This window comes from Myxococcus qinghaiensis, assembly GCF_024198215.1.
Taxonomy (GTDB): domain Bacteria; phylum Myxococcota; class Myxococcia; order Myxococcales; family Myxococcaceae; genus Myxococcus; species Myxococcus qinghaiensis.
This window is the reverse complement of record NZ_JAKCFA010000006.1, coordinates 52,657-74,513: the sequence shown is the minus strand read 5'-3', so window position 1 is coordinate 74,513 and position 21,857 is coordinate 52,657. Positions and strand designations below refer to the sequence as shown.

The following is a 21,857-nucleotide window of genomic DNA, read 5'->3' as shown; positions in this document are numbered from 1 at the left end:
CGCGGGGCCGTCCCTCTGGGGCAACGGGACTCAGAAGATGCCCGAGATGCCAGCCATGCGCGCGCCGGCGACGGGCATCAACCGGGCGGCGGACGAAGATTTGCGAGAGGCATCGGCCTCCACGGTGCCGGTGCGCCCGTGCAGCAGCAGGGGCACCGCCACCCCGAAGGCCGCGCCCAGCACGGCCCCGGTGGCCACGTCGGTGAGGTAGTGCTTGTCCGCGCCCATGCGCAGCAGGCCCACGGACGTCGCCAGCGGTATCCCCACCGCCCAGATCCACCCCTGATGCTCGTACCCGCGCAGCGCGGCCACCGTGCCGGCGGACACCACCAGCGAAAAGGCGAGGTTGGTGTGTCCGCTATAGAACGACAGGTTGTTGTCGCTCGGGTGTTCGGTGAGGCCCTTCTGGTCCTCCGGCAGCACGTGGACGAAGGGGCGCTCGCGACCGGCGAGGAACTTCACCGTCTGGTTCGCCAGCGTCGCCAGCATGGCGCTCTCCAGGATGATGGTCGCGTCCTGGGCGAAGAACCGGTCCGGGCTGTCCGACGCGCGCCCCATCGCGAACTGGAGGCCCATCACTCCGACAGGCAGGACGCCGAAGCCCAGGATGTTGCTCCACGTCCCCGCCCGGTGTCGCGAGGCCTCCGTGTCTCCCGCGAGGCCCCGGCCCCAGCGGTCCACGCGGTTGAGGGTGTCCGTCCCATCCGGTGCCCGGTCGCACCAGCGGCACGTCGCCGGCGCCAGGTCGCTCTTGAAGAAGGCCTCGCTCGAAATCCAGAGCACGGCGGCCGAGCCGGTGATGACGCCATCTCGAGCCCAGTCGAACCGCAGCTCATTCAGACGGGGGGCATCCTTGGCGGACTGCGCCAGGGCTTGCGTGGAGGGAGCGAGCGCGAGGAGGACAGCCAGCGCGAGACTGGAAAAGGACGGGCGCACGGTTCGCAGCATAAGGGGCTTCGTCTCGATTTCGAAGAACCGGATGCGAGCGTGGGAGGGGCAACCGTCGCTGGCGCAAGGCAATGGGTTTGACTACAAGCAGCCGACTTCCATTCGCATTCCGAGGCACCATCGTGAGTGAGCACCCCGTCGATTTGACGGCCGAGACCTTCGAGCAGACGACTGGCAAGCCGGGTCTGGTCCTGGTGGACTTCTGGGCGGAGTGGTGCGGCCCCTGCCGCGCCTTCGCCCCCACCTATACGGCCACCGCGGCGAAGCACCCGGACGTCGTGTTCGGCAAGGTCGACACCGAAGCGGAGCAGGAGCTGTCGGGCCGGTTCGAGATTCAGTCGATTCCCACGCTCATGGCGTTCAAGGACGGCGCCGTGGTCCACCGCTCGAGCGGCGCGATGTCGCCGGCGCGGCTGGACATGCTGGTCAAGTCGCTGAAGACGCTGGACGCCGCCGTGGCCCGTCAGGCCGAGGAGAACAAGAAGCTCACCGAGCAGGGCATCGTCCCTCCCGGCGTCCATCCCGACGCGGAATGGGATGACGGCGACAGCGAGTGGGTCCACGGAGGCAAGGACGCCAAGGGCCGCAACCACGGGCCCTATCGGTACTGGCGCGCGGACGGCACGCTCTGCAACGAGTGCACGCTCGAACACGGCAAGCCGCACGGTCCCTTCAAGCGCTTCCACGAGAGCGGCGAGGTGTCCCAGGACGGCGAGTTCGTGAAGGGCGAGCTGCACGGCCCTCGCACGTGGTTCGCCTCGGACAAGTTCACCACCGAGCGCATGCACGAGAACGGCGTCTCGGAGAAGGTGCGCAAGACGGTCATGACGTATGACCATGGCCGCGTCGTCGGAGTGCAGCACTTCGACGGCGAGGACCGCCGCGTGGTGCCGTCGACGGGGGAGCTGTACCCGGACCGTCCCGCCGGGGTTCCGGTGGAGGCGGAGCTGCGCGAGGACCTGAACCAGTGGTCCCACGTGCACCTGAACGCCGCGGGCGAGCGCCACGGACTGGCGCGGTTCTGGACGCCTGACGGTGAGCTGCTCTGGGAGGGCGAGTTCGTCGATGGCAATCGCCATGGCGTCTACCGCTCGCTGGCGAAGGACGAGTACCTGGACCCTCGGGTGATGTTCGACGAGGGGCGGTTCGAGGGCGACGACGCCTGCGGCACCTGGACGTTGTTCGACAAGGACCGTCAGGTGGTGCTGACGCGCGACCTGGGAGTGGCCCAGGGCGAAGAGGAGATGAAGGCCTCGCCGGTCTTCTCCAACCTGCCCCGGTCGGCCGAGGCGTGGCACGAGTACGCGGGCACGTGCATCGCGGCGCGCAAGTACCGCGAGGCCCTCCTGGCGCTGGCCCGCGCGGCGTCGAGCGACCAGCAGGTGGGGCCGCTGAAGGAGTGGGTGGAGCGAGTGGCGCTGCCGCGCACGCCGGAGAACGCGCGGGCGACGGCGGGTCAGGTGCTGGAGAAGGCGTCGGGCTCGTGGGCGGCCATGTCGGAGACGCTGGTCCACGGTGGCGACGTGGCCATGTTGTTGCGGGGCTACGCGGTGCTGCTGGACCAGACGGACCGGCCTCGGGCGGCGCTGGACTTCATCAACGCGGCGCTGCTGTTCGACCCGACGCAGACGGCGTTCCTGTTCACGCGCGGCCTCATCCTGCTGAACCTGGGGCTGGACGAGCATGCGCTGCTGGACGCCGACGGGCTGGCGAAGGTGGAGCCTCGCACGGCGGACTTCCTGCGGGCCTATGCGCGCTGCCTCTTTCCCCGGTTCGATTTCTGGCCAGCGAAGGAGACGCCGCACTCGACGTACGACAGCCTGCCGGAGAAGCCCGCGCAGCAGCTCAAGGCCATCCAGCGCGTCATCCAGAAGTACGCGACGCGGCTGCAGATGCTCCGCGCGGAGCTCCTCAAGCGCTTCAAGCCGGGCGCGTCCATGCCCTGGATGCCGCCGGACGTGTCGGCGCTGCTGCCGGACGGGCCGGTGGAACTGGCGGAGGATGAAGTGGAGATTGGCGAGGACTCGGTCTCCGTGGACGAGTCGCTCGCCGTGACGACGCTGGGCCTGCCGGACCTGGTGCGCACGGCTCGCGCGGACTGGGCCGCGCTGACGTGGCTGCTGTGGGCGTGTGGTGAGACGCAGCTCGCGATGCCTCGGAAGTTGTCGCCGCCGAAGGACTTCGGCCACGCGGCGGGCATGGCCAGTCAGCGACTGTGGCGCGCGAGGGATCGCCGCGTGACGGGTGGCCGGGGCGCGAAGGCATCGGGCGCCGCCAGCTTCAAGTTCGAGGGAATCGACATCGACGAGGTCCACCCCAACCTGGTGGGCATCGTCGAGCAGCAATATGGCGAGGTGCAGGCGATGTTCTACTGGATGGCTGACAGCGACAATGTGTCTCCCTGGCAGGACAACCTGAGGGGGAGCTGAGTCATGAACAGGACTCCTCGAAAGGTCGAAATCGCGGACCCGCTCTGGACCGCGCTGGAGACGATGAGCCGGGAGATGGGCGTGGACCGCGACGTCCTCGTCAACCAGGCGGTCTTCTCGCTCGCGCGTCAGTTCGGGTTCATCCAGCCGACGCAGATCAGCCTCACGGATGCGGTGGCTGTCGCCGCGCCCGCGCCCGTGGCTCGGCCGGTGGCTGTCGTCGCCCCCGTGCCCGTGGAGCCGGTACCGGTCGAGGCGAAGCCCGCCGCCAGCGAGGGCACGCCTCCGAGCGTCGAGGTCGCCGAGCGCGTCCGGGAGCTTGTCCGCGACGTCGAGCAGAAGGTGGAGCCGAAGCCCGCGCCCGCGCCCGTCGAACTGGCGGATGCGGAGGAGGACGAGTCCAAGACCGGGGAGCATGAAGGCGCGCCGGTGGTGGATGAGGCTGCCGCGAGTGATGTGGCGCCGGAGGAGTCGACGGCGGCTGTCGTCGCGGAGGCGCCAGTCGATGTGGAGGCGCTGCGAGCGGCGGTCGCGGATCGAGTCCGGGACCTCGTGCGCGACGCGGACCAATGGGTCGAACCCGTGGACGCGAAGCCGGAGGTCGACTCGGACGAGGAGGATTCGGACGAGGACTCGGATGATGAGGACTCGGACGACGACTCCGACGAAGAGGCCTCGGACGACGACGCGAATGACGCGGACTCGGATTCCGACGACGACTCGGACGACGCGGACTCCGACGACGAGAGCTCGGACGACGACTCGGCTGATGCGGACGACGAGGACTCCGACGACGAGGAAGCAAGGGCTTCGGACGAGGCTGCTTCGGGCGAGGACTCCGACGACCAGGCCGCGGATGAGTCGTCGGGCGACTCCGATGATGAGGCGTCGGGGGACGAGGACGAGGACACCGGCGAGGTCGCCGCTGCGTCCGCTGCTCCTGCGCTGGCGGATGAGGATTCCTCCGAACTGGTGACCCAGGCGAAGGACGAGCGGAAGTCAGGTGCTGGTGTCAGGCCGGACAAGACCATCATCGTCCAGGCACCGCCTGAGCTGAAGGTGACCGTCAAGCTCGACGAGGGCGAGCCCGTGCTCGTCGCGCGAGAGCGGTTCATCATCGGCCGTGGGCCGAGCGCGGACCTGATGGTGAAGTCCGCGAGGGTGTCCCGCGAGCACGCGGCGATTCTGCGAGACGGTGACGACGTCTTCATCGAGGACCTCAAGTCCTCGAACGGCACGTGGTTCGACAACACCCGCATCAGCCGTCGGCAGGTGGCGGATGGTGAGGAGTACCTGCTGGGCGGCATCCGCATCACCTTCTCGCTGACCACCTGAGCGGCGAGCCGCGCCCTCCGCCTCCACGGTCCTTCGGGACGGTGGAGGCGGTCGTGGGCTTCAGCGAGGCAGTGACACCGAAGAGACCCAGAAGCGCTTGGGCAATGGCGCCGTGGTTCCTCGGAGGATTCGGTCGCGCAGGCGGGCCTCGGTCACCCACACCGTGCCCTCGTTCGACACGGTGAGGTTGACGGGCGACTCCAGTCCCGAGGCGAGCACCTCCAGCATCCTCGGGCCCTTGGACTTCCCGAGCACGTCGATGCGGATGAGCCGTCCGTCGCCGCTCTGAATCGAACCCTCGACGAGCAGCAGTCGTCCATCCGGTGCGAAGCGCATCCCATCCGGGTTTTCGAGACGACGAGGCAGCTGCACCTCGGTGACGCCAGGCGACGCGCCGGGCCGAATCAAGAAGAGCCGGCCCGGCCCGAAGGTATTGATGGCGAGCGTGCGCCCATCTGGAGCGAGCGCGATGCCAGCGGGGCCGACGGTGCTCATGCCCGTGCCCTGCGCCTTGAAGCGCGGGTCGGTCACCGAGGTCTCCAGATGCTCACTCCCGGGCCGCAGATGGAGCACGGAGCCACGGACGCTCTCCGTGACGAAGATGCCGCCATCCGGCGCCACGGTGAGGTCATTGCCGAGCGCGCCTTCCGGCAGGAAGACGACTTTGCGCAGCTCACCGGTGCGGGCATCGAGCGCGAAGATTCGAGCCGTGCGCGCACCCACGGCACCCTTGGGGCGCAGCAGGCCCATGGCATCGGGAGATGTCCCCCACAGCAGGTTCCGAGGCGCATCGAGGCGGAGGCTCGTCACGGAGAACACCTGCTCCGAGCCGGCAAACAGCTCTGTCCATGCGCCGCCGGGCGCGCGTCGGAGCACCCGACCATCCGCCACGGAGCCGACGTAGAGCGTCCCGTCCTGTGCGTGGGCGATGCCGTTCGGAATCGTGAAGCCGGCTGGGAGGGGCAGTTGCTCGGACGAGGAGGGACGCGGTCTCGCGCTCATGCCGGAAGCCGAGGTGGAGGACGCGAGAGGCGGCGCCGCCGGAGTGGAGGTGAGCAGCAGGGTGGTCAATGCACCAGCGAGTGGCGAGTACATCCGGGGACTCCCAAGGCAAGGAGAGGGGACTTCGTCGAGCCGCACCGTGCGGATTCGCGGAGGAGCACAAGGCCCGTGGGCACCGCCGTGCTTCTTCGCCACAGCGTGGCTGGAGGTGAGGACGGTGTGTCCTGTGCCTCGCGGGTACAGGAAGGAAGTAACCCGGGAGCGGCGTCCCATCATCGAGAGTGGGCGCACTAGACTCGTGCGGAAGTCGCAACAATCGGAGGTCGGGCGTGGAGCGCTTGGAGTTGAGGGACCGACTGGAGGACATGCTGGGCTTCTCCGCGGTGGCGAAGGCGCTGAGCTTCGCGGATGCGGCGAGGGAGCTGAGGGTGAGCTCCTCCACGCTGAGCCGGCGGGTGGCTCGGCTGGAGGCCGCGCTGGGCACCGCGCTGCTGCGCCGGACGACTCGCCGTGTCTCGCTCACCGAGGCGGGCGCGCTGTACCTGGAGCGTTGCACGGATGTGCTCCAGCGCGTCGAGGAGGCGGAAGCGCTCGTGTCCGGGCTCGGAGGTGACCCGAAGGGAAGGCTTCGCGTGGCCCTGCCCAACCTCTTCGGTCAGCTCCAGCTCGCGCCGCTCATCCCGGACTTCATGCGGCGATATCCTCGCATCGAGCTGGAGTTGACCTTCCAGGACCGTTACGTCGACCTCGTCGAGGAAGGCATCGATGTCGCCATCCGGATTGGCGCGTTGCCGGACTCCAGCCTCGTGGCTCGACGCCTGGCCACGGTGCGGCGCCTCCTGGTGGCGTCGCCTCGCTATCTACGAGGGCGAAAAGCGCCGGTGAAGCCACAGGACCTCGCGTCGCATCCCTGCCTCCAGTTCAGCCACTTCGCGGACGGGGAGACCTGGACGTTTGCGAAGGGGGCGGAGTGCGCCACGGTTCGAGTGAGGCCCGCGCTGAGGGCGGACAACGCGGAGGCGCTGCGGCTCGCGGCGCTGGGGGGCTGTGGTGTCTCGGCGCTGGCGACCTTCCTGGTGGGAGAGGATCTGCGGGCAGGTCGGCTCGTGAAGGTGTTGGAGGACTGGTCGATACCGGAGGTGGGGGTGTTCGCCATCCATCCGCCGGGGCGACTGGTGGCGTCGAAGGCACGGGCGTTCGTCGCCTTCATGGCGGAGCGGCTCGCCGGTGAACCGTGGGAGGAGGGGCGCTCCACGGCGCTCGGTGGGCGGGCGCGTGAGTGATAGGACTGGGGCCGCCGGATTCCGGAAGCGTCATCGCCGTGGCGCGGAATGGACCGCGACTCCCGGAGTTCGAGCGACCTCTCATGGACCTCATTCCCGCCGCGGAGTTTCCGTTCCTGGCCTTGTCCACGTTGTTTGCCCGTTCGTTCGAGGGCTACTTCGTCCCGATTCCCGACTCACCGCAGGCCTTCGATGCGCGGGTGCGGAGCGATCACATCTCGCTCCTGGAGAGTCGGGTCGCCCGTGTGGACGGTGAACTCGCGGGGCTGGTGTTGATGGCGAGGAGAGGGCAGGTCAGTCGCGTCGCGGGCATGGGCATCATTCCCAGCCGACGCGGACAGGGCCTGGGCGGTGCGATGTTGCGGCCGTTGCTGGAGGCGGCGAGGGCTCGAGGGGATTCGCGGATGGTGTTGGAGGTCATCGAGCAGAATGCGCCCGCGATGAAGCTCTACGAGAAGCTGGGCTTCCGTCGCGTGAGGAGACTCGTCGGGTTCGTGGGGATGCCGACGCCGGAGGCGGGGGCACTGGAGGAAGTGGCCTTGAGTGAGTGCGCCAGGCTGCTGCCGGACGGGTTGCCATGGCAGCTCGAGGCAGCGACGGTGCACGGACTGTCGTCTCCGGTGAAGGCGTTCCGCTTGGGGCCGGCCTGCGCGGTGGTGGCGGATGTGTCCGCGCCGGCGCTGGGACTGCGGTCGTTCGTGGTGGAGCCCGCGTCACGAGGTCAGGGCGCGGGACGGAGGTTGCTGCGGGCCCTGGCGGCCGCGCACCCGGGCAAGACAGTGTCGGTGGGTGCCATCGTCCCAGAGGGACTGTGCGAGCGCTTCTTCCTGGGGGAGGGCTTCACGCATCCTTCACTGTCTCAGTGGGAGCTCGAGCTCGACTTTTCGGCGGACGCGAAGTGAGTGTGCCTCAGGGTTCGCGCCAGGCTTGCTCTGGGAGAGGCTTGAAGCTCGAAAGGAGCGCGAGTCGCGGGATGAGGACATCATGCTCCCGGCCTGGCAACCCCCGCGACTCCGCGAGCCGAAGGAGCGCGAGCCCGTTGATGTAGACCTTGCCCTCCGTGGCGTACAGCTCGCGGTCGAAGTCGAGTTGCTTCCGGTACTCGCGCATGAGGGTCTGCCGTGCGTCGAGCATCTGCGTGAACGAGGCGTGAAATCGGGTGGACTCGTTCTCCAGCAGCGACTCGCACACCTGGAAGAAGGGCGAAGGGCTGTCTGCTTCGAGCTGCCGCCAGCGCATCAGGACCTGACGAAGTCCCGCTTCTTCGGGCGCGGGGTGGACCATCCTGTGAAGGCAGTGAAAAAAGATGAAGTCCTCTTCATCCTCCCAGCCGGGGGTGGCGGTGCCTGGGGAGAGTGCCGCGATGCGCCGGGCTGTTTGCAGGTCGCCCGCCGCGAGTGAGGCGAGGAAGCCCACATCGTTGCTTGCGGCCATGGCCCTGGGGCTGACCTGCAAGCCGGTGGTCGAGCGCTCCAGAAGATGCAGTCGGACCTGGCCTGCCTTGCACAGCAGCTCCCCGAATCGATTTGAATCGGCCTCGCGCAACAACGCGCAGAGGGCGAGGACGCGATAGGCCACGGAGATCGACGCCAACGTGTCTCCGGTTTCCTTTCCTTGTGTTGTCGTGGCGAGGGCACGTCGGAGCTGAAACAGGGCGTTGGTCTGCGCCAGCTCGAGGGGGTCGTGCCTCATTGGATATCGACCTTGACGCCCAAGCCGTGGAACACGGCGCCCGTCATGCCGGCTCGCTCGAAATGCTCTCGCAAGTCCTCGCGCATGAGGATGAGCTTGGGCATGGCTCCGAGTCGGAAGAGGTTGGTGGAAGGGTCCACCGCATCATCCCGGAGATAGAGGCGCCGGATGCGCTCGAACTCGCGTTCCCCCTCGAGGCTGGTCCTCCGGGCACCGAAGCTCCGGTCGATATCCGCCCAATCCCGAGTCCCCAGGACGTTGACGATATGGAGGTCGTCGGCCACGACGCGGCCCTTGGTGTTGAGCAGGGAGAAGGGGAGGTACTCGATGTCCGCGGTGGCGTGCTGGGAGAGCAGCTCCTTCATCCGCTTCGACACCATGAAGTAGCCCAGGGCATTGGGCACCACATCGGCGATGAGGTTCCCCTTCACCTCGGGGGCCATCTGGAATCGCAGGCCAGCCGGATACTCCGAGCCCATGGCGATGCCTCGGCTGGGTCGATGAAACTTGGGCAGCGCTGTGGGGAACTTCCAGATCTGGCAGAAGGCCTCATTCGTGCTGTCGCCTTCGAGAATGAACCAGTTCATGTTCGTCGCGCCCATGGAAGGTGTCACCGTTTGAATGCGGTGGGCAGGTCGTTGATGTGCGTTCCGAGATGGGTCCGGCCATATCTGACGATGAGCCAGTACTCCTCTTGTTGCCACTTCTCGAGTGCGGACTTCATGTCGGCGGCGACCTGCTTCTTGGTGTTCTTGCAGCCCGTGTCCTTGATGACGGAGAGCTTCTTCTTGAACTCGTTCAGCTTGGTCGTGCACCGCTGAGCGTACTGGGTATCCTTTCCGTGGCGGCCTTGATGCACCGGCAGTCCGAGCACTTCGGCGATGGCTTGGGTGCAGGGCAGGATGATGATGTTCTTTCTGGAGTTCAGGTTGTATTTGACCTCGTCCTGGAGAATGACGAGCTCATCGTGGTCCAGGCACTCGAAGACGGTCTCAGCGGGAAGGATGTGGTGGTACTCGTTGAAGAACGGGCGGATGGCCTGTTTGTAGTTCTGACCCTCGAAGTCCCATGCGCCCTTTTTGTCCGTTGGGTTCACGGGCTGGTGCTCATCCCGCTTCCCGCTCTTGGGCATGCGCCCCTCCGCCACCTGGATTGCGAACGTGACTCCCTTCAGTCGCTCCGCGGCGGTTCGAAAGGTCCCAGGCCCCGTCTTCCAGGCGCCCTTCCTGGGGTCGCTGGTGTCCAGTTCGTAGAGGTTCTTCTTGGCGCTGAGCCCCTTGGTTTCGTCATAGCCATTGGCCTTGAAGGCGCAGGCCGGGTATTGCTTGCTGGGTTTGTGGTCGTTCTTGTGCTTGTAGAGACAGCCCGTGGAGGAGTCCTTCTTGGGGTGCTTCTCCGCGGCGTCGAGTTCCCGCCAGTGCTTGCTGGACGTCATTGGCACACCTCGATTGCATTCACGGGCGACTGAGATGGAGCGCACCTCTGCTGCCATCGTCGCCGCTGACCCAGAACAGGACTTTTTCCTCGGAGACATAGCCGCGCTCCAGGCCACGTACGCCCATGCAGATTCCCGCCGCGCCGCTCGCCGCGCCCAGCTCCCCGAAGGTGGCTGCGGGGTACCACTCGCGGGAGTGATTCAGGACCTTGTTGGCACGGAGTTGTACGAGCGCGTGCCCCCAATCGTTGGCGCGGTAGGCATCACCATTGAGCGTCGCGATGACGAGCCGAGGCGCTTCACCATGGTCCGGCAATGGCTCCAGCGTATCGCGGATGCACTTCGCCAGACCCCGTCCCAGGCTGGGAGTTCGTGACAGGCGGTGAAAGGGTTCGGCATGCCCATGGGAAGAGTCGAGGATGGCCAGAATCCTGGCTCCGCGACGAAGAGCGGCCTCGGCTCGTTCGAGGAGGATGAAGCCCGCGGCTTCTCCTGGAAGGAAGCCCACCGGATTGTCCGGTCCCTTCAGCAGCCCGAGCGCGTCGAGTGCCTCGGCGTGCCGTGCTTCCACCAGACTGTCGACCCCTCCGACGATGCAGCTGTCCACCGCTCCCGCCTCGAGCTGGTGCGCGGCGTGTTGGAGTCCTTGGACGAATCCCGCCTCCCCGAAGAAAAGGGACTGTTCCTGAAGAGGCGCTGGAAGCGGGGTGGTCGCGAGGATTCTCTGAAGCAGCCCGTGCTGGAGTTGTTCTCGGCGAAAGGTGTGGCGTGAGGGAAGCTCCTCCCGTTCCTCGAACCGTTGCCAATAGAAGTCGCTGGGCGCCGCGAGAAACAGCGCGCAGCGTGACTTCGCGTGAAGCCCCGTGCGCGGCAGTAGGTCGAGCAATGCTTGCGAGGCAAGCGCAGTCAGGCGCGCGAGGCCGGAGAATCCCTCGGTGACCCAGGGGATGGAGTGGCCTCTGGCGGGCTCGAGCTCATGGTGCTCCGAGTCCCAGAGCTGGACGTCCTCCAGGGCGCTGATGCGGACGACGCCCGCTCGACTGGCCGCGCAACTGGCGACGACGCCATCCCCAATCGACGACACCATTCCCAGCGCGGTGATGCCGAGCTTCCCGTTGAGCCGTCGATTCGGCGTGTGGGACTCCGGGATGCGTCGCGGCGTGGGCGTCTCGAACGCGGGGCGCGCGGTGTCGCTGAGCTCCTTGAGTGGGCGATTCAGGTTCAGCTTCTTGTCGAAGGCTTGCGCATCCTGAAGCGCCGCGCGCTGGCTGTCGGAGAAGGCCCGAGAGGGGATTTGAAGCCGGCCTCGGCTTCGCAAGTGAATCTCCTGGGCGAGCACATGACATCGCCTCATGGGCACCCAGGAATAGGATTCGAAGAGCCCGGCGGGAGTCAGCGGCCTCCCCAGGAGGTATCGGGTGTTCTTCTGGAATCGCGAGCGGTGTGTCTCCCACCAGTGACGGACAGCCTCGGGGGCGGCGAACGGGAGCTCGTCTTCTGGACTGCTCGCCTCGACTTCGCTGTCGTCGAGTTCCCGTCCGGAAGTGGGGGCCAGGAAGTGTTGCTCGAGTCGGAGTCCGGTGATGGCGCAGAAGGACTCCGCCGCCCGACTCCCCAGCGCCTCGTGTGAGAGCAGCTCCAGGCATTGCTCGGCTGCTTCAATTCGACCGCTGAAACCCAGTGCCCACAAGCACGACGGGCCGATGTCCACGGACGAGGCGCGCTCCAGCAGGAAGCGCAGATCCGCATCGTCACCTCCGAGTCCCAACAGGAGTCGCGGAAACGCACCGCCCTCCTGGGTGGGGACGGAGAGCCTCCGACAGTGTGCCCATGCCGCGTCCACGCCAAGAACGAGCGCGGTGATGAGGGCGTTGTCCCGCAGGAGTTCATTGTCCCCAGCCAGGGCCACATTCACGGCCCTGGATTCAACGGGCTCCTTCGTGAAGCGCGCGGCTTTCAGGGCGGCGCAGCGCACCTCGGACGAGGCATGGACCAGGAGTGACTTCAACAGCGGCCCGGGCTCGGCATGCCAGGCTACGAGCACCTCCATCGCGGCGGCCTGGAGGTGCGGTTCACTCGACTCGAGCAAGGCGTGAAGGCGAGGAACGCAGCATGGAAGGGGACGCAGCTCGAGCGCCCGTTGGAAGCACGCCCGCTCTTCATTTTCCGCGTGTTCGAAGTGCTCCAGGACGCAGTGCCTGTCACTCTCGGCGCCTGTGGCCAACAGCACCAGGGCAGAGGCCGTGAGCGTCTCCGTGTCTTCCTGTTCGAGTGCGGGGTAGAGCAGCCTCCTCGCGACTTCGGGTCCGCCCAGAGCGAGGGCGTCGAGGTGCGCGAGCAAGCGACGCTCGATTCCTGCTGCCACTTCCTCCAGGGTGAACCTGGGCGAGTGAAGCGCCCGCTCCCACTGGGTGAGCAGGAAGCCCGCCTCGTGGAGATGGTCTTCGAATACTTCCCATTGGAGCCTGGAAGGCATGGGAGGTCATCACTCGTCGACGGGGTTCCTGCAGCACAGACACCTGGGCTCTTCCTGGGTGCCTCCCTGGGCCACGGCGGGGGGCTGGATGAGCGGCACGGGCGGCGTGTTCTTGTCGTTGTGCAGCATCAAGTCGAAGGCTCGCGCGACGTTCTGGCCTTCCACCTTCACGTCGAAGGAGAAGTTGATGAACTCGGCCTTTCCCTTCGTCTTGCCGGACGCCACGCCCCCGCCGGCCGTGCCCGCCTCGTCGCCGGTGCTCGTGCTGAAGTGCGAGTCCTTCAGGCACATGGGATTGCCTTCGACGCTGACTTGCTTGCTTCCCTTCGCGGTGTCGCAGGACTGGGCGACATTGGGATAAGGGATGGGAATCGGTCCGCCGGGACTCGGCGTCTTGCAGAGGTCTGGCATGGCGACGCTGACGCCGTCGCTGTCCTTGGTCACGACAGACATCTTGTTGACGCCCACGGTGGTGGCCATTGGGTCCTCCCTTGCGGCGTCCCCCCGTGAGGCGCGCGGCGCATTGGAGGCGTCAGGGTAGGTCGGTGCCGGGAGGTCCAGCGCGGGGCGAGGCGGGTCTTCGTCGGCTACCGAACGACCTTCGCTCCCCATGCGCTGTTTCGAACGTCATTCGAGTCGGGGTGACGATGAGAAGGAGTTCGCCCAAGGAGCAGCGCCGGAAGCGGGAGGAAGCCATCCTCCCTGAGTTCCTGGCGGAGAGTCCGCCGCGCCTGGCCCCCGAGATGGAGGCCCTGGCCTCCGGTCAGGACGTCTTCCGGGGGCGTCCCGAGTGACGAGCCCGGCGCCCGGATGCTCCGGGGCTTCGGGATAAACCCGGCACGGAGGTGAGATTCACTCGCGAATCGGGTGAATCAGGTGGGCAGGCAGGCGGGCTCGCGAACACACTGGGCGGCGAGCGCGGAATGGAGCATGAAAGCGACCCCTCTGGTCGTTCTACACTCCGCACATCCATGGCCCGCCCCGTCCGCACCCTCCACGTGTTCCCCGATGCCGGTCGGCGTCAGGCCGCCTTGCGGGCGGAGCGGAACGCTCGGGGCCTGGCGTTGGGGACGGACCTGCTCACCTGGGATGAGCTGCTGGGGGCCCTGGGCGGCGCACGCGAGCTGAATCGCCGTCCCTGCCCGGCGGTGGGCGCGCGTGCGGTGCTGGCCTCGCTGGGCCCGTTGCTGGGGCCCACGCACTTCGGGGAGTACGTCCGGGAGCCGGCCTTCGCGCGCGCGGGGCTGGAGGTGCTGCTGGACCTCAAGGCGGGGCGCCTGTCGCCGCGCGAGCTGCAGGACGCGGTGGAGGTCCTCCCGCCCGAACGGCAGAAGCACGTGCGGGTGCTCGCCCGGCTGTACCACCTGTACGAGCAGAAGCTCGCCGAGCTGGGGCTCGCCGACCGCGAGGACGTGCTCCGGGGCTCACGCGAGGCGCTGGGGCGCGGCGAGTGGCCCTCGAGCTGGGATGGCGTGGGCACGCTCGTCCTGCACGGCGTCTACGACGTGCGGCCCTCGGGCCTGGAACTGCTGCTGGCGCTGGCGGCCGCGTGTGAGTCGCGGCGCGTGACGCTGCGGGTGGAGACGCCGGTGGGTGGCTCGCCGGTGGCGGACGCGGCGCTGGCCTCGCTGTTCCGTGCGTTCGAGAACCGTGGCGAGACGATGCCGCACGTGGACCTCTTCAAGGCGGACGTCACCTTCGAGGCCCGGCCCTTCATCGACCTGGGGCGCTTCGTCTTCTCGCCCCGCGCGCCGCGCGACGTGCTGAAGGACGCGCAGTTCCAGCCTCGCGTGTGGAGCGCGGCCACGGCCCGCGACGAGGCGCGGCTGGTCGCTCGGGACGTGCGCAGGCTCATCTCCGATGGCGCGTCGCCCGCGGACATCGCCATCGCCTACCGTGAGCTGGGCCCGGAGGCCGGGTGGCTCGCGGAGTCCCTTGGGGAGCTGGGCGTGCCGGTGCGTCTGCCCTGGGGCGAGCCGCTCGCGCTGGCGGGGCCGGTGCGCCTGGCGCTGGACCTGCCGCTCCTGGTGGAGGATGGCTTTCCGGCCGAGCGCGTCGCGGAGCTCGTCGGCAGTCGCTATGCGCCGACGCTGTCGCGCGGAGGTCCGGAGGCTCCCGCGAGCCTCTTCGCGCTGGCGGCCGTGCGCGATGACCGGCTGGGCGCCTCGCGCGGACGCGGTGCCTATGACGTGCGCCTGGAGGGGCTCGCGCGTCGCCTCCAGGCGTTGCAGAGCGCGCAGAAGAAGGACGCGAACGCGCGCATCCACGCCGTGCGCCTGCTGCGCGAGCGCTGCCAGTTGCTGGTGGATTACTGCCGACGGATTCCCGAGAAGGGCACCGTCGCGGAGCTGCTGGCCACGTGGTGGCACGTGGTGGAGCGGCTGGGGTTGATGGACTCCGAGGGCGTGCTGGAGGCTCGTGACGAAGGCGGGCTCGCGGCGCGCGCCCTGGATGCGCGAGCCCGTGACGAGGCCGCGCGCGAGGCGCTCCGGCAGCGCGTTCAGGGGTTGCTGAGGACGATGAAGTCGGTGGGGGGCGGTCCGGTGCTGCGCCGTCGCACCTTCGGCCGCTGGCTGCGCGATGCGATGGTGGACGCGCACCTGCCCGCGCGGGGACCTCGTGGCGCCGCGGTGGAGGTGCTGGAGGCCGCCGAAGTCCCGGGGCGCTCGTTCCGTCACCTCTTCCTCGCGGGGCTCACCGAGGGGCGCTTCCCTGGCCGCAATGCGCCCTCGCCGCTGCTCGGGGACGCGGAGCGCTCGGCGCTCAACCAGCACCTGGGGCGGGATGTGTTCCGGCTCACGGGCGGCGAGTTCGAGGAGCGCGCGCCATGGCGGCTCACCGAGGACCGGCTGCTGTTCGCCAGCGCGCTCGCGGCGGCGGAGGAGACGCTGAGCCTGTCGTTCTCGATGGAGGGCTCGGGAGGGCAGGAGCAGGTGCCGTCCTCGTTCCTGGAGGAGGTGCGCCGGCTCACCGCGCTGACGTGGCAGCCGCGCTCGTTGCCGCCCATCCCTCCGCTCGACGAGGTGCTGTCCGAGTTCGAGCTGCGTCGCTGTGTCGCGCTGGAGGCCCTGTCGCCTCCTCGGCTGCGCGTCACCGAGCCGGACGCCGCGGCGTCGCTGCTCAAGAGCCACTTCGACAAGGAGGCCTGGTACTCGGGCGCCAGGGAGTTGTCGCTGGTGGAGGTGGAGCGGCTGTACTTCTTTGGCGACAAGGACAAGCAGCCGGGGAACTACACGGGCTCGGTGGACAGGAACACGCTGCGCGCGTCGTTGCGCGAGGCGTTCCGGTTCGACCTCACGCGGCCGTTGTCCGCTTCCGCGCTCGCGCGCTTCGGCAACTGTGGCTTCCAGGGCTTCCTCACGTACGGCCTGAAGGTGCCCGAGCCGGACCGCCCGGGTGAGGAGTTCGACGCGCGAGGGCGTGGCACCTTCTGGCACCGCGTCGTCGAGGAGGTGTTCCAGGCGCTCAAGGAGCACCAGCTGCTGGGCAAGGCGCCGGAGGATGTGCCGGACGAGGTGCTCGACACGGCGCTCCAGTCCGCGGTGGCGCACTTCGAGAGGTTCCACCACGTGGGGCACCCCGCGCTGTGGAAGCTGGCGCACGAGAAGGCGCGGGCGATGGCCCGTCGCATCCTGGTGGATGAGCGGCGCGGGCTCCCATTCGAGCGGATGCTGCCGGAGGGCTTCGAGCTCAAGTTCGGTCCCGCCGCCCAGGACGACCGCTGGCGCAGCGTCATCCTCCCCATCGAAGGGGACGCCATCGTCTTCGAGGGGACCATCGACCGGCTCGACGTCGCGGGCTCCGAGGTGGGCGTCATCGACTACAAGTCCGGGCGCCTGGACAAGAACGAGCTGAAGAAGAAGCTGCTCACGTCGGACTTCCAGTTGCCGCTGTATCTCTTCGCGGCCCGGGAGAGCGGGCATGCGACGGCGAGCCAGGCCGCGTGGTTCTCGCTGCGCACCGGCAACACCATCCACCTGTCGGAGGTCGTCCCCGCGCAGGAGCTGGAGGAACTGCTGTCGACGGACCCCGAGGTGCGGGCGAAGGTCGCGGCGAAGGAGGGCGGACGCAACCTGCCCAACGCGGTGGAGTCGCTGGTGAAGACGCTGCGAGCGGGCCAGTTCCCCGCGCGTCCGCAGGACTGCGGCGCGTGTGGCTTCCGCGCCGTGTGCCGCATCACCGACCGCCAGATGACGGAGGAGGGGGGATGAGCGCGGAGCCCTCCCTGCTGGCGCTGGAGCGCAACCTCGCGTTGATGGCGGGTGCCGGCGCGGGCAAGACGTACAGCCTGGTGACGATGACGCTGCACCTGTTCGCCGGTGCGCGAGAGGCGGGCGCTCCGATTCGCCCCGCGCGGCTGTGCATGTTGACCTTCACGGACAAGGCCGCGGCGGAGATGCGCTCCCGCGTGCGTCAGCGCCTGGATGGGCTGGCCCAGGGCGATGTCCGACTGGAGCAGGAAGAGACGCTGCGCGAGTCGCTCGAGCGGCTGGGCCGGCCCTTCCCATTGCCCGATGAGTGGCGGCAGATGCGCGAGGAGCTGGGCGCGGCCACGGTGGGCACGTTCCATTCGCTCTGCGGCCAGTTGCTGCGGCGGGCCCCTCCGGCGGTGGGCATCGACCCGAGCTTCGAGGTGCTCGACGAGCTGGAGGCCTCCAGCCTGGTGCAGGACGTGGCCGAGCGCGTGGTGCTGGACGCGCTGGAGGCGGGCGACGCGCAGGTGCGCGAGCTGTGTCAGGAGCTGGGCTTCTCCGACTCGGGCTTCTCCGATGGGTTGGTGGCGGCGCTGGTGTCCGTCTACGGCAAGCTGCGCGAAGAGGGGCTGAAGGCGGCCTCCGCGGCGGTCGGCGACGCGGCCGAGGCGCGCGCGGAGTTCGATGACGCGGTGACGGAATGCCTGCGGTTGTGCGCGGACGCCCGCGCGCTGGATGCGAAGGGCGAGTGGGGCCAGTTGGTGGGCGCGCTGGAGAAGGCGCTCCATGGAATGACGGCGGAGAACTTCCAGAAAGGTGACCGCTACCCCTGGCTGCGCGCCTGCTTCGCGACGGACACCCGCAACATCGCTCGACTCAGCAAGGGCGCCGCCACTCCCGTGAAGGAGCTGTACTGGCGCATCTACAAGCGCAAGAGCAAGAGTGACGCTCCGGTGCGCATGCTGGTGGATGTCTGGGCCGCGTGGCACACCGCTCCCTTCGAGGCCACGTTCCGCGAGCTGCTGGGCCGCGTGGAGACCCGGCACGACGCGGAGTTCTCCCGGCGCAACGTCTTCGACTTCACGTCGCTCCTGGTGAAGGCGAGGGATTTGCTCAGGGACCATCCCGAGTTCCGCCGACAGGCGCAGGAGCGCGTGGGCGCGCTGATGGTGGACGAGTTCCAGGACACCAACCGCCTCCAGTTGGAGCTGGTGTTGTTGCTCGCGGAGCGGCGCGAGGAAGGTCCGCGCGAGCTGCCACCGGACGTGGACCTGGTGTCCGCGCTGCCACTGGAGCCCGCGTTCCTCTGCGCGGTGGGAGACCGCAAGCAGTCCATCTATGAGTTCCGTGGCGCGGATGTCTCCGTGTTCACCGTGCTCGCGCAGAAGATTGTCGACGAGGGCGGCACGCGAGGCTTCCTCCAGCAGAACTTTCGCTCGGTGCCGGGGCTCCTGGCCTTCTTCAACCACGCCTTCGCCGGGGTGCTGGTGGCGGCGGACTCCCAGGCGCCGCGTCCGTTCGAGGTCATCTACGTTCCGGAGGAGGACGACCTGTCTCCACGGCGGACCTCGCTCTCCGAGACAGCGGCGGTGGAGCGGCTCCACCTGGAGGAGCAGGAGACCGCGGGCGACCTGCGCTGGCTGGACGCGGACTGCGTGGCGCGACGGCTGCGTATCCTGCTCGCGCCAGGCGCGGCTCCCACCGTGGCACGCGAGGACGGTGAAGGCGCCCGGCCCGCTCGCGGTGGTGACGTGGCCATGCTGTTCCGGACCTTCACGCACCTGGAGATCTACCGCCAGGCGCTCATCCGTCACAACGTGCCGCACCGGGTGCTGCGCGGACGCGGCTTCTACGGAGCGCAGGAGGTGCTGGACCTGGCCTCGCTGCTGGCGCTGCTCGCGGACTCGGAGGACGCGCTCGCCTTTGCGGCCGTGCTGCGCTCGCCGCTGGTGGGGTTGTCGGACGCGTCGCTGTTCCATCTCGCTGGAGAGCAGCCGCTGTCACTCGCGTCCGAACGCTTGACGGATGCAGCGGTGCTGACGGAGCTGTCGGAGCGCGAGCGGATGCGCCTGTCGGAGTTCCTGGCGGCGTTGCCGGTGTTGCGTCGCGAGCGGGACCGCCTGGGCGTGAGGGAGCTGCTGCTCGCGGCGCTGGACATGACGGGGTATCGCGAGGCCCTGGCGGGCTCTCCCTATGCGGAGCAGGCGAGCGCCAACGTGGAGAAGCTGCTGGCGCTGGCGTCGCGGCGGGACGAGCGCGGCACGGGGGGCTGCGTGGCCTTCGCGCGCGAGCTGCGCATGCTGGCCGAGTCCAAGCCCAACGAGGCGCAGGCGGACCTGCTGGACGCGGGAGACCCGCGCGCGGTGCAGTTGCTCACCATCCACCGCGCCAAGGGCTTGGAGTGGCCCATCGTCGTGGTGCCAGGCATGGGCAGCAGGCGGCGGAGCACCTCAGGGCGCGCGCACTTCGAGCGCTCGCACGGCATCGCCCTTCAGCCGTGGGTGCCTGACTCGCTGGAGGACTACACCTCCAACCGCTTCGAGGCGGTGCGACAGGAAATCAAGGCGCGTGAGGCCGCCGAGTATCGCCGCCTGCTCTACGTGGCCCTCACCCGTGCACGTGACTTGTTGATTCTCGCCGGCGGCGAGGAGCCCCGGTCGAGCAAGGAGTCGTGGTGGCATCTCATCGATGCCCGCCTGGAAGATGTCGCCACGCGCGAGCTGGTGGACGACGTGGACGTGGACGAGCTGCCTCCGCCCGCCGACCCGGAGCCTCCCGGGCCGGAGGCGCTCGTCCTCGCGAAGTCCCGCGTGGAGGCCGCGCTCTTGCGCGTGCGGGGCGGACTGCTGGACCTGGGCGAGTCGCCCGCGGGTGTCTCCGCGCCGGTGAGCGCGGTGCAGGACTTCCTCGCCTGTCCGCGCCGCTTCCACTACTTGCACCGGTTGGGCCTTCGCGGCGCGCCCTGGCCGTGGGAAGTGCCCGTGCGAGAGGAGCCGCTCCTCGTCGACCCGGATGGCTGGTTGCCCGCGAAGAGTCCAGCGGAGTTGGTGCGCGAGCTGCTGCGCGGAGCGGACCTGCGGCTCGCGTCGGCGCGTGACGTGGATGCGAGTGAGCGCCGGGCCCATCTGGAAGGCCTGCTTCGCGAGGCGGGCGCGCTCCCCGACGAGGAAGGCATGGAGGATGTCCTGGGCACGGTGGAGCGCTTCCTCTCCACGGACTTCGCTCGCTCGCTCGCGGAGTCGCCGTCGCGCGCGGTGCACCGGAACCTGGCCTTCTCGTTGGTGCTGGAGGACGGCGTCTGCCTGGAGGGCGCGGTGGATGTCCTGTGGGAGTCGCCGCGGGGCGAGGCGGTGGTGCTGGCCTACAAGTCAGGTGGGCGACATCCGTTGGGCGCAGCCGCGTACACCCATGAACTGGCGGCGCTGGCGTTGGCGGCTCGACGGATGGTGCGGCCGGGTGTCCCCGTCCGTGTGGGCGTCGTCTTCCTGGGCGAGGCGCGTCCGGAGCCCGAGTGGAGCGTGGACGGGGCGGGGCAGGAGGAGGCGGCCGGGCGGCTCGCGGGCGCGGCGCGTGCACTGGCCCGGGGGGAGGTCCGTGGGACCTGGGCGGGACGAGAGAGGGCGACCTGCCAGGCCCTGCATTGTGGCTTCTCGGAACACTGTCACCCGGCCCCTTCCGCGTGCTAAGCGGCGGGCACCATGCCGAACGTCGTCGTCATCGGAGCGCAGTGGGGAGATGAGGGTAAGGGCAAGGTCGTCGACCTCCTTACCGAGCATGCCCAGTTGGTCGTCCGCTTCCAGGGCGGCAATAACGCGGGCCACACGCTGGTGGTGGGGGGGCAGAAGACCGTCCTGCACCTGATTCCCTCGGGCATCCTCCACCCGGGCAAGACGTGTGTCATTGGCAACGGAGTGGTGGTGGACCCCGCGGTGCTCGTGGGTGAAATCGATGCGCTCAAGGCGCGCGGTTTCCTCAAGGAGGACTCGCAGCTCCTCATCTCCGACAATGCCCACGTCATCTTCCCGTGGCACAAGCTGCTGGACAGCTTCCGCGAGAAGGCCCGGGGAGACAGCGCCATTGGCACCACCGGCCGCGGTATCGGCCCGTCCTATGAGGACAAGGTCGCGCGCCGGGGCATCCGCATGCGTGACCTGCTCAATCCGGAGCGGCTGCGCAAGCGCATCGAGGAGCGGCTGCCGCAGGCGTTGGAGGAGCTGAAGGAGCTGTGCGCGAAGGCGGGCGTCCCCGTGCCTCAGCTCGAGGTGCCGCAGGTGCTGGCCGAGTTCTCCGGCCTGGGCGAGCGGCTCAAGCCCTACGTGCACGACGCCTCGCTGTTCCTCGCGGAGCAGGTGCGCAAGGGCGCGCGCATCCTCTTCGAGGGCGCGCAGGGCACGCTGCTCGACGTGGACCACGGCACCTATCCCTTCGTCACGTCGTCGAACTGCGTGGCCGGCAACGCCGCGGTGGGCTCGGGCCTGGGGCCCACGGCCATCGACAAGGTGATGGGCATCAGCAAGGCCTACACCACGCGCGTGGGCGGCGGTCCGTTCCCCACGGAGCTGACCGACGCGATTGGCGACCAGTTGCGCAAGGTGGGTGACGAGTTCGGCGCGACGACGGGCCGTCCCCGCCGCTGCGGCTGGCTGGATGGCGTGGTGCTGCGCTACGCGGTGCGCGTCAACGGCTTGTGGGGCATCGCGCTCACCAAGCTCGACGTGCTCAGCGGGCTCAAGTCGCTCCAGCTCTGCAACGCGTACGACCTGGACGGTCAGAAGGTGACCGAGCTGCCCGGTGACTACGAGGACCTGGCGCGCGTCAAGCCCATCTACGAGACGCTGCCCGGCTGGGACGAGAAGCTTTCCGGTGTGCGCAGCTTCGATGACCTGCCGGAGAACGCGAAGCGCTACGTGCGTCGCGTGGAGGAGATCAGCGGCGTTCCCGTGGTGTGCGTCTCCGTGGGCGCGGACCGCGGTGAGACGGTCCTCCTGCAGAACCCCTTCCGGAGCTGAGGCTGGGAAGCGCACCCTCGGAGGAATCTTCCCACCGAGGGTGCGGGACCGCCGT

Annotated in this window: 15 protein-coding genes; 8 read left to right on the top strand and 7 right to left on the bottom strand. The window is 68.6% G+C overall.

The genetic code is table 11. From position 1 onward, the window contains the following. Positions 1–30 precede the first annotated feature (30 nt). A complete protein-coding gene (locus tag LZ199_RS12415) occupies positions 31–948 on the bottom strand; it encodes a phosphatase PAP2 family protein (RefSeq protein ID WP_253993883.1) in 918 nt (305 codons plus the stop codon). 122 nt (positions 949–1,070) lie between these two features. Between LZ199_RS12415 and LZ199_RS12410 the strand changes: the two genes are divergently transcribed. Continuing rightward, positions 1,071–3,377, top strand: a complete 2,307-nt coding sequence (locus LZ199_RS12410; RefSeq protein ID WP_253993882.1) for a thioredoxin domain-containing protein — start codon at positions 1,071–1,073, stop codon at positions 3,375–3,377. Positions 3,378–3,380: 3 nt separating this feature from the next. Beyond that, positions 3,381–4,712, top strand: a complete 1,332-nt coding sequence (locus LZ199_RS12405) for an FHA domain-containing protein (RefSeq protein WP_253993881.1) — start codon at positions 3,381–3,383, stop codon at positions 4,710–4,712. A 60-nt stretch (positions 4,713–4,772) separates the two neighbouring features. Here LZ199_RS12405 and LZ199_RS12400 read toward each other — a convergent pair whose 3' ends face one another. Then, positions 4,773–5,807 (bottom strand): SMP-30/gluconolactonase/LRE family protein, encoded by a 1,035-nt coding sequence (locus tag LZ199_RS12400; protein ID WP_253993880.1) that lies wholly within the window; start codon positions 5,805–5,807, stop codon positions 4,773–4,775. A 236-nt stretch (positions 5,808–6,043) separates the two neighbouring features. On the opposite strand from LZ199_RS12400, the gene LZ199_RS12395 reads away from it, so the two are divergent. Continuing rightward, on the top strand, positions 6,044–6,997 hold the full coding sequence (locus LZ199_RS12395; protein ID WP_253993879.1) for a LysR family transcriptional regulator: 954 nt from the start codon (positions 6,044–6,046) through the stop codon (positions 6,995–6,997). Between the two features lie 83 nt (positions 6,998–7,080). Next, on the top strand, positions 7,081–7,899 hold the full coding sequence (locus tag LZ199_RS12390) for a GNAT family N-acetyltransferase (protein WP_253993878.1): 819 nt from the start codon (positions 7,081–7,083) through the stop codon (positions 7,897–7,899). A gap of 7 nt (positions 7,900–7,906) precedes the next feature. Here the strand turns inward: LZ199_RS12390 and LZ199_RS12385 are convergent, their stop codons facing one another. The 5 genes from LZ199_RS12385 to LZ199_RS12365 form a co-directional block, all read right to left on the bottom strand. Next, positions 7,907–8,590: a hypothetical protein gene (locus tag LZ199_RS12385; RefSeq protein ID WP_253993877.1), complete on the bottom strand. Its 684-nt coding sequence runs from the start codon at positions 8,588–8,590 to the stop codon at positions 7,907–7,909. 95 nt (positions 8,591–8,685) lie between these two features. Beyond that, entirely contained in the window at positions 8,686–9,276 is a 591-nt protein-coding gene (locus LZ199_RS12380) for an imm11 family protein (protein ID WP_253993876.1), read from the bottom strand. A gap of 23 nt (positions 9,277–9,299) precedes the next feature. Next, positions 9,300–10,124: an AHH domain-containing protein gene (locus LZ199_RS12375; protein ID WP_253993875.1), complete on the bottom strand. Its 825-nt coding sequence runs from the start codon at positions 10,122–10,124 to the stop codon at positions 9,300–9,302. Between the two features lie 19 nt (positions 10,125–10,143). After that, positions 10,144–12,600: a TIGR02270 family protein gene (locus LZ199_RS12370; RefSeq protein WP_253993874.1), complete on the bottom strand. Its 2,457-nt coding sequence runs from the start codon at positions 12,598–12,600 to the stop codon at positions 10,144–10,146. A gap of 9 nt (positions 12,601–12,609) precedes the next feature. Then, positions 12,610–13,080, bottom strand: coding sequence for a DUF4150 domain-containing protein (locus LZ199_RS12365; protein ID WP_253993873.1), 471 nt, complete (start codon positions 13,078–13,080; stop codon positions 12,610–12,612). Positions 13,081–13,247: 167 nt separating this feature from the next. Between LZ199_RS12365 and LZ199_RS12360 the strand changes: the two genes are divergently transcribed. From LZ199_RS12360 to LZ199_RS12345, 4 genes are all read left to right on the top strand, one after another. Next, positions 13,248–13,394 (top strand): hypothetical protein, encoded by a 147-nt coding sequence (locus LZ199_RS12360; protein WP_253993872.1) that lies wholly within the window; start codon positions 13,248–13,250, stop codon positions 13,392–13,394. Positions 13,395–13,571: 177 nt separating this feature from the next. Beyond that, positions 13,572–16,811 (top strand): PD-(D/E)XK nuclease family protein, encoded by a 3,240-nt coding sequence (locus LZ199_RS12355; RefSeq protein ID WP_253993871.1) that lies wholly within the window; start codon positions 13,572–13,574, stop codon positions 16,809–16,811. Beyond that, positions 16,808–20,479, top strand: a complete 3,672-nt coding sequence (locus LZ199_RS12350; RefSeq protein WP_253993870.1) for a UvrD-helicase domain-containing protein — start codon at positions 16,808–16,810, stop codon at positions 20,477–20,479. Before LZ199_RS12355 ends, LZ199_RS12350 begins: the two co-directional genes overlap by 4 nt. Before the next feature lie 12 nt (positions 20,480–20,491). Beyond that, positions 20,492–21,802: an adenylosuccinate synthase gene (locus LZ199_RS12345; RefSeq protein WP_253993869.1), complete on the top strand. Its 1,311-nt coding sequence runs from the start codon at positions 20,492–20,494 to the stop codon at positions 21,800–21,802. The last annotated feature ends 55 nt before the right edge of the window (positions 21,803–21,857 follow it).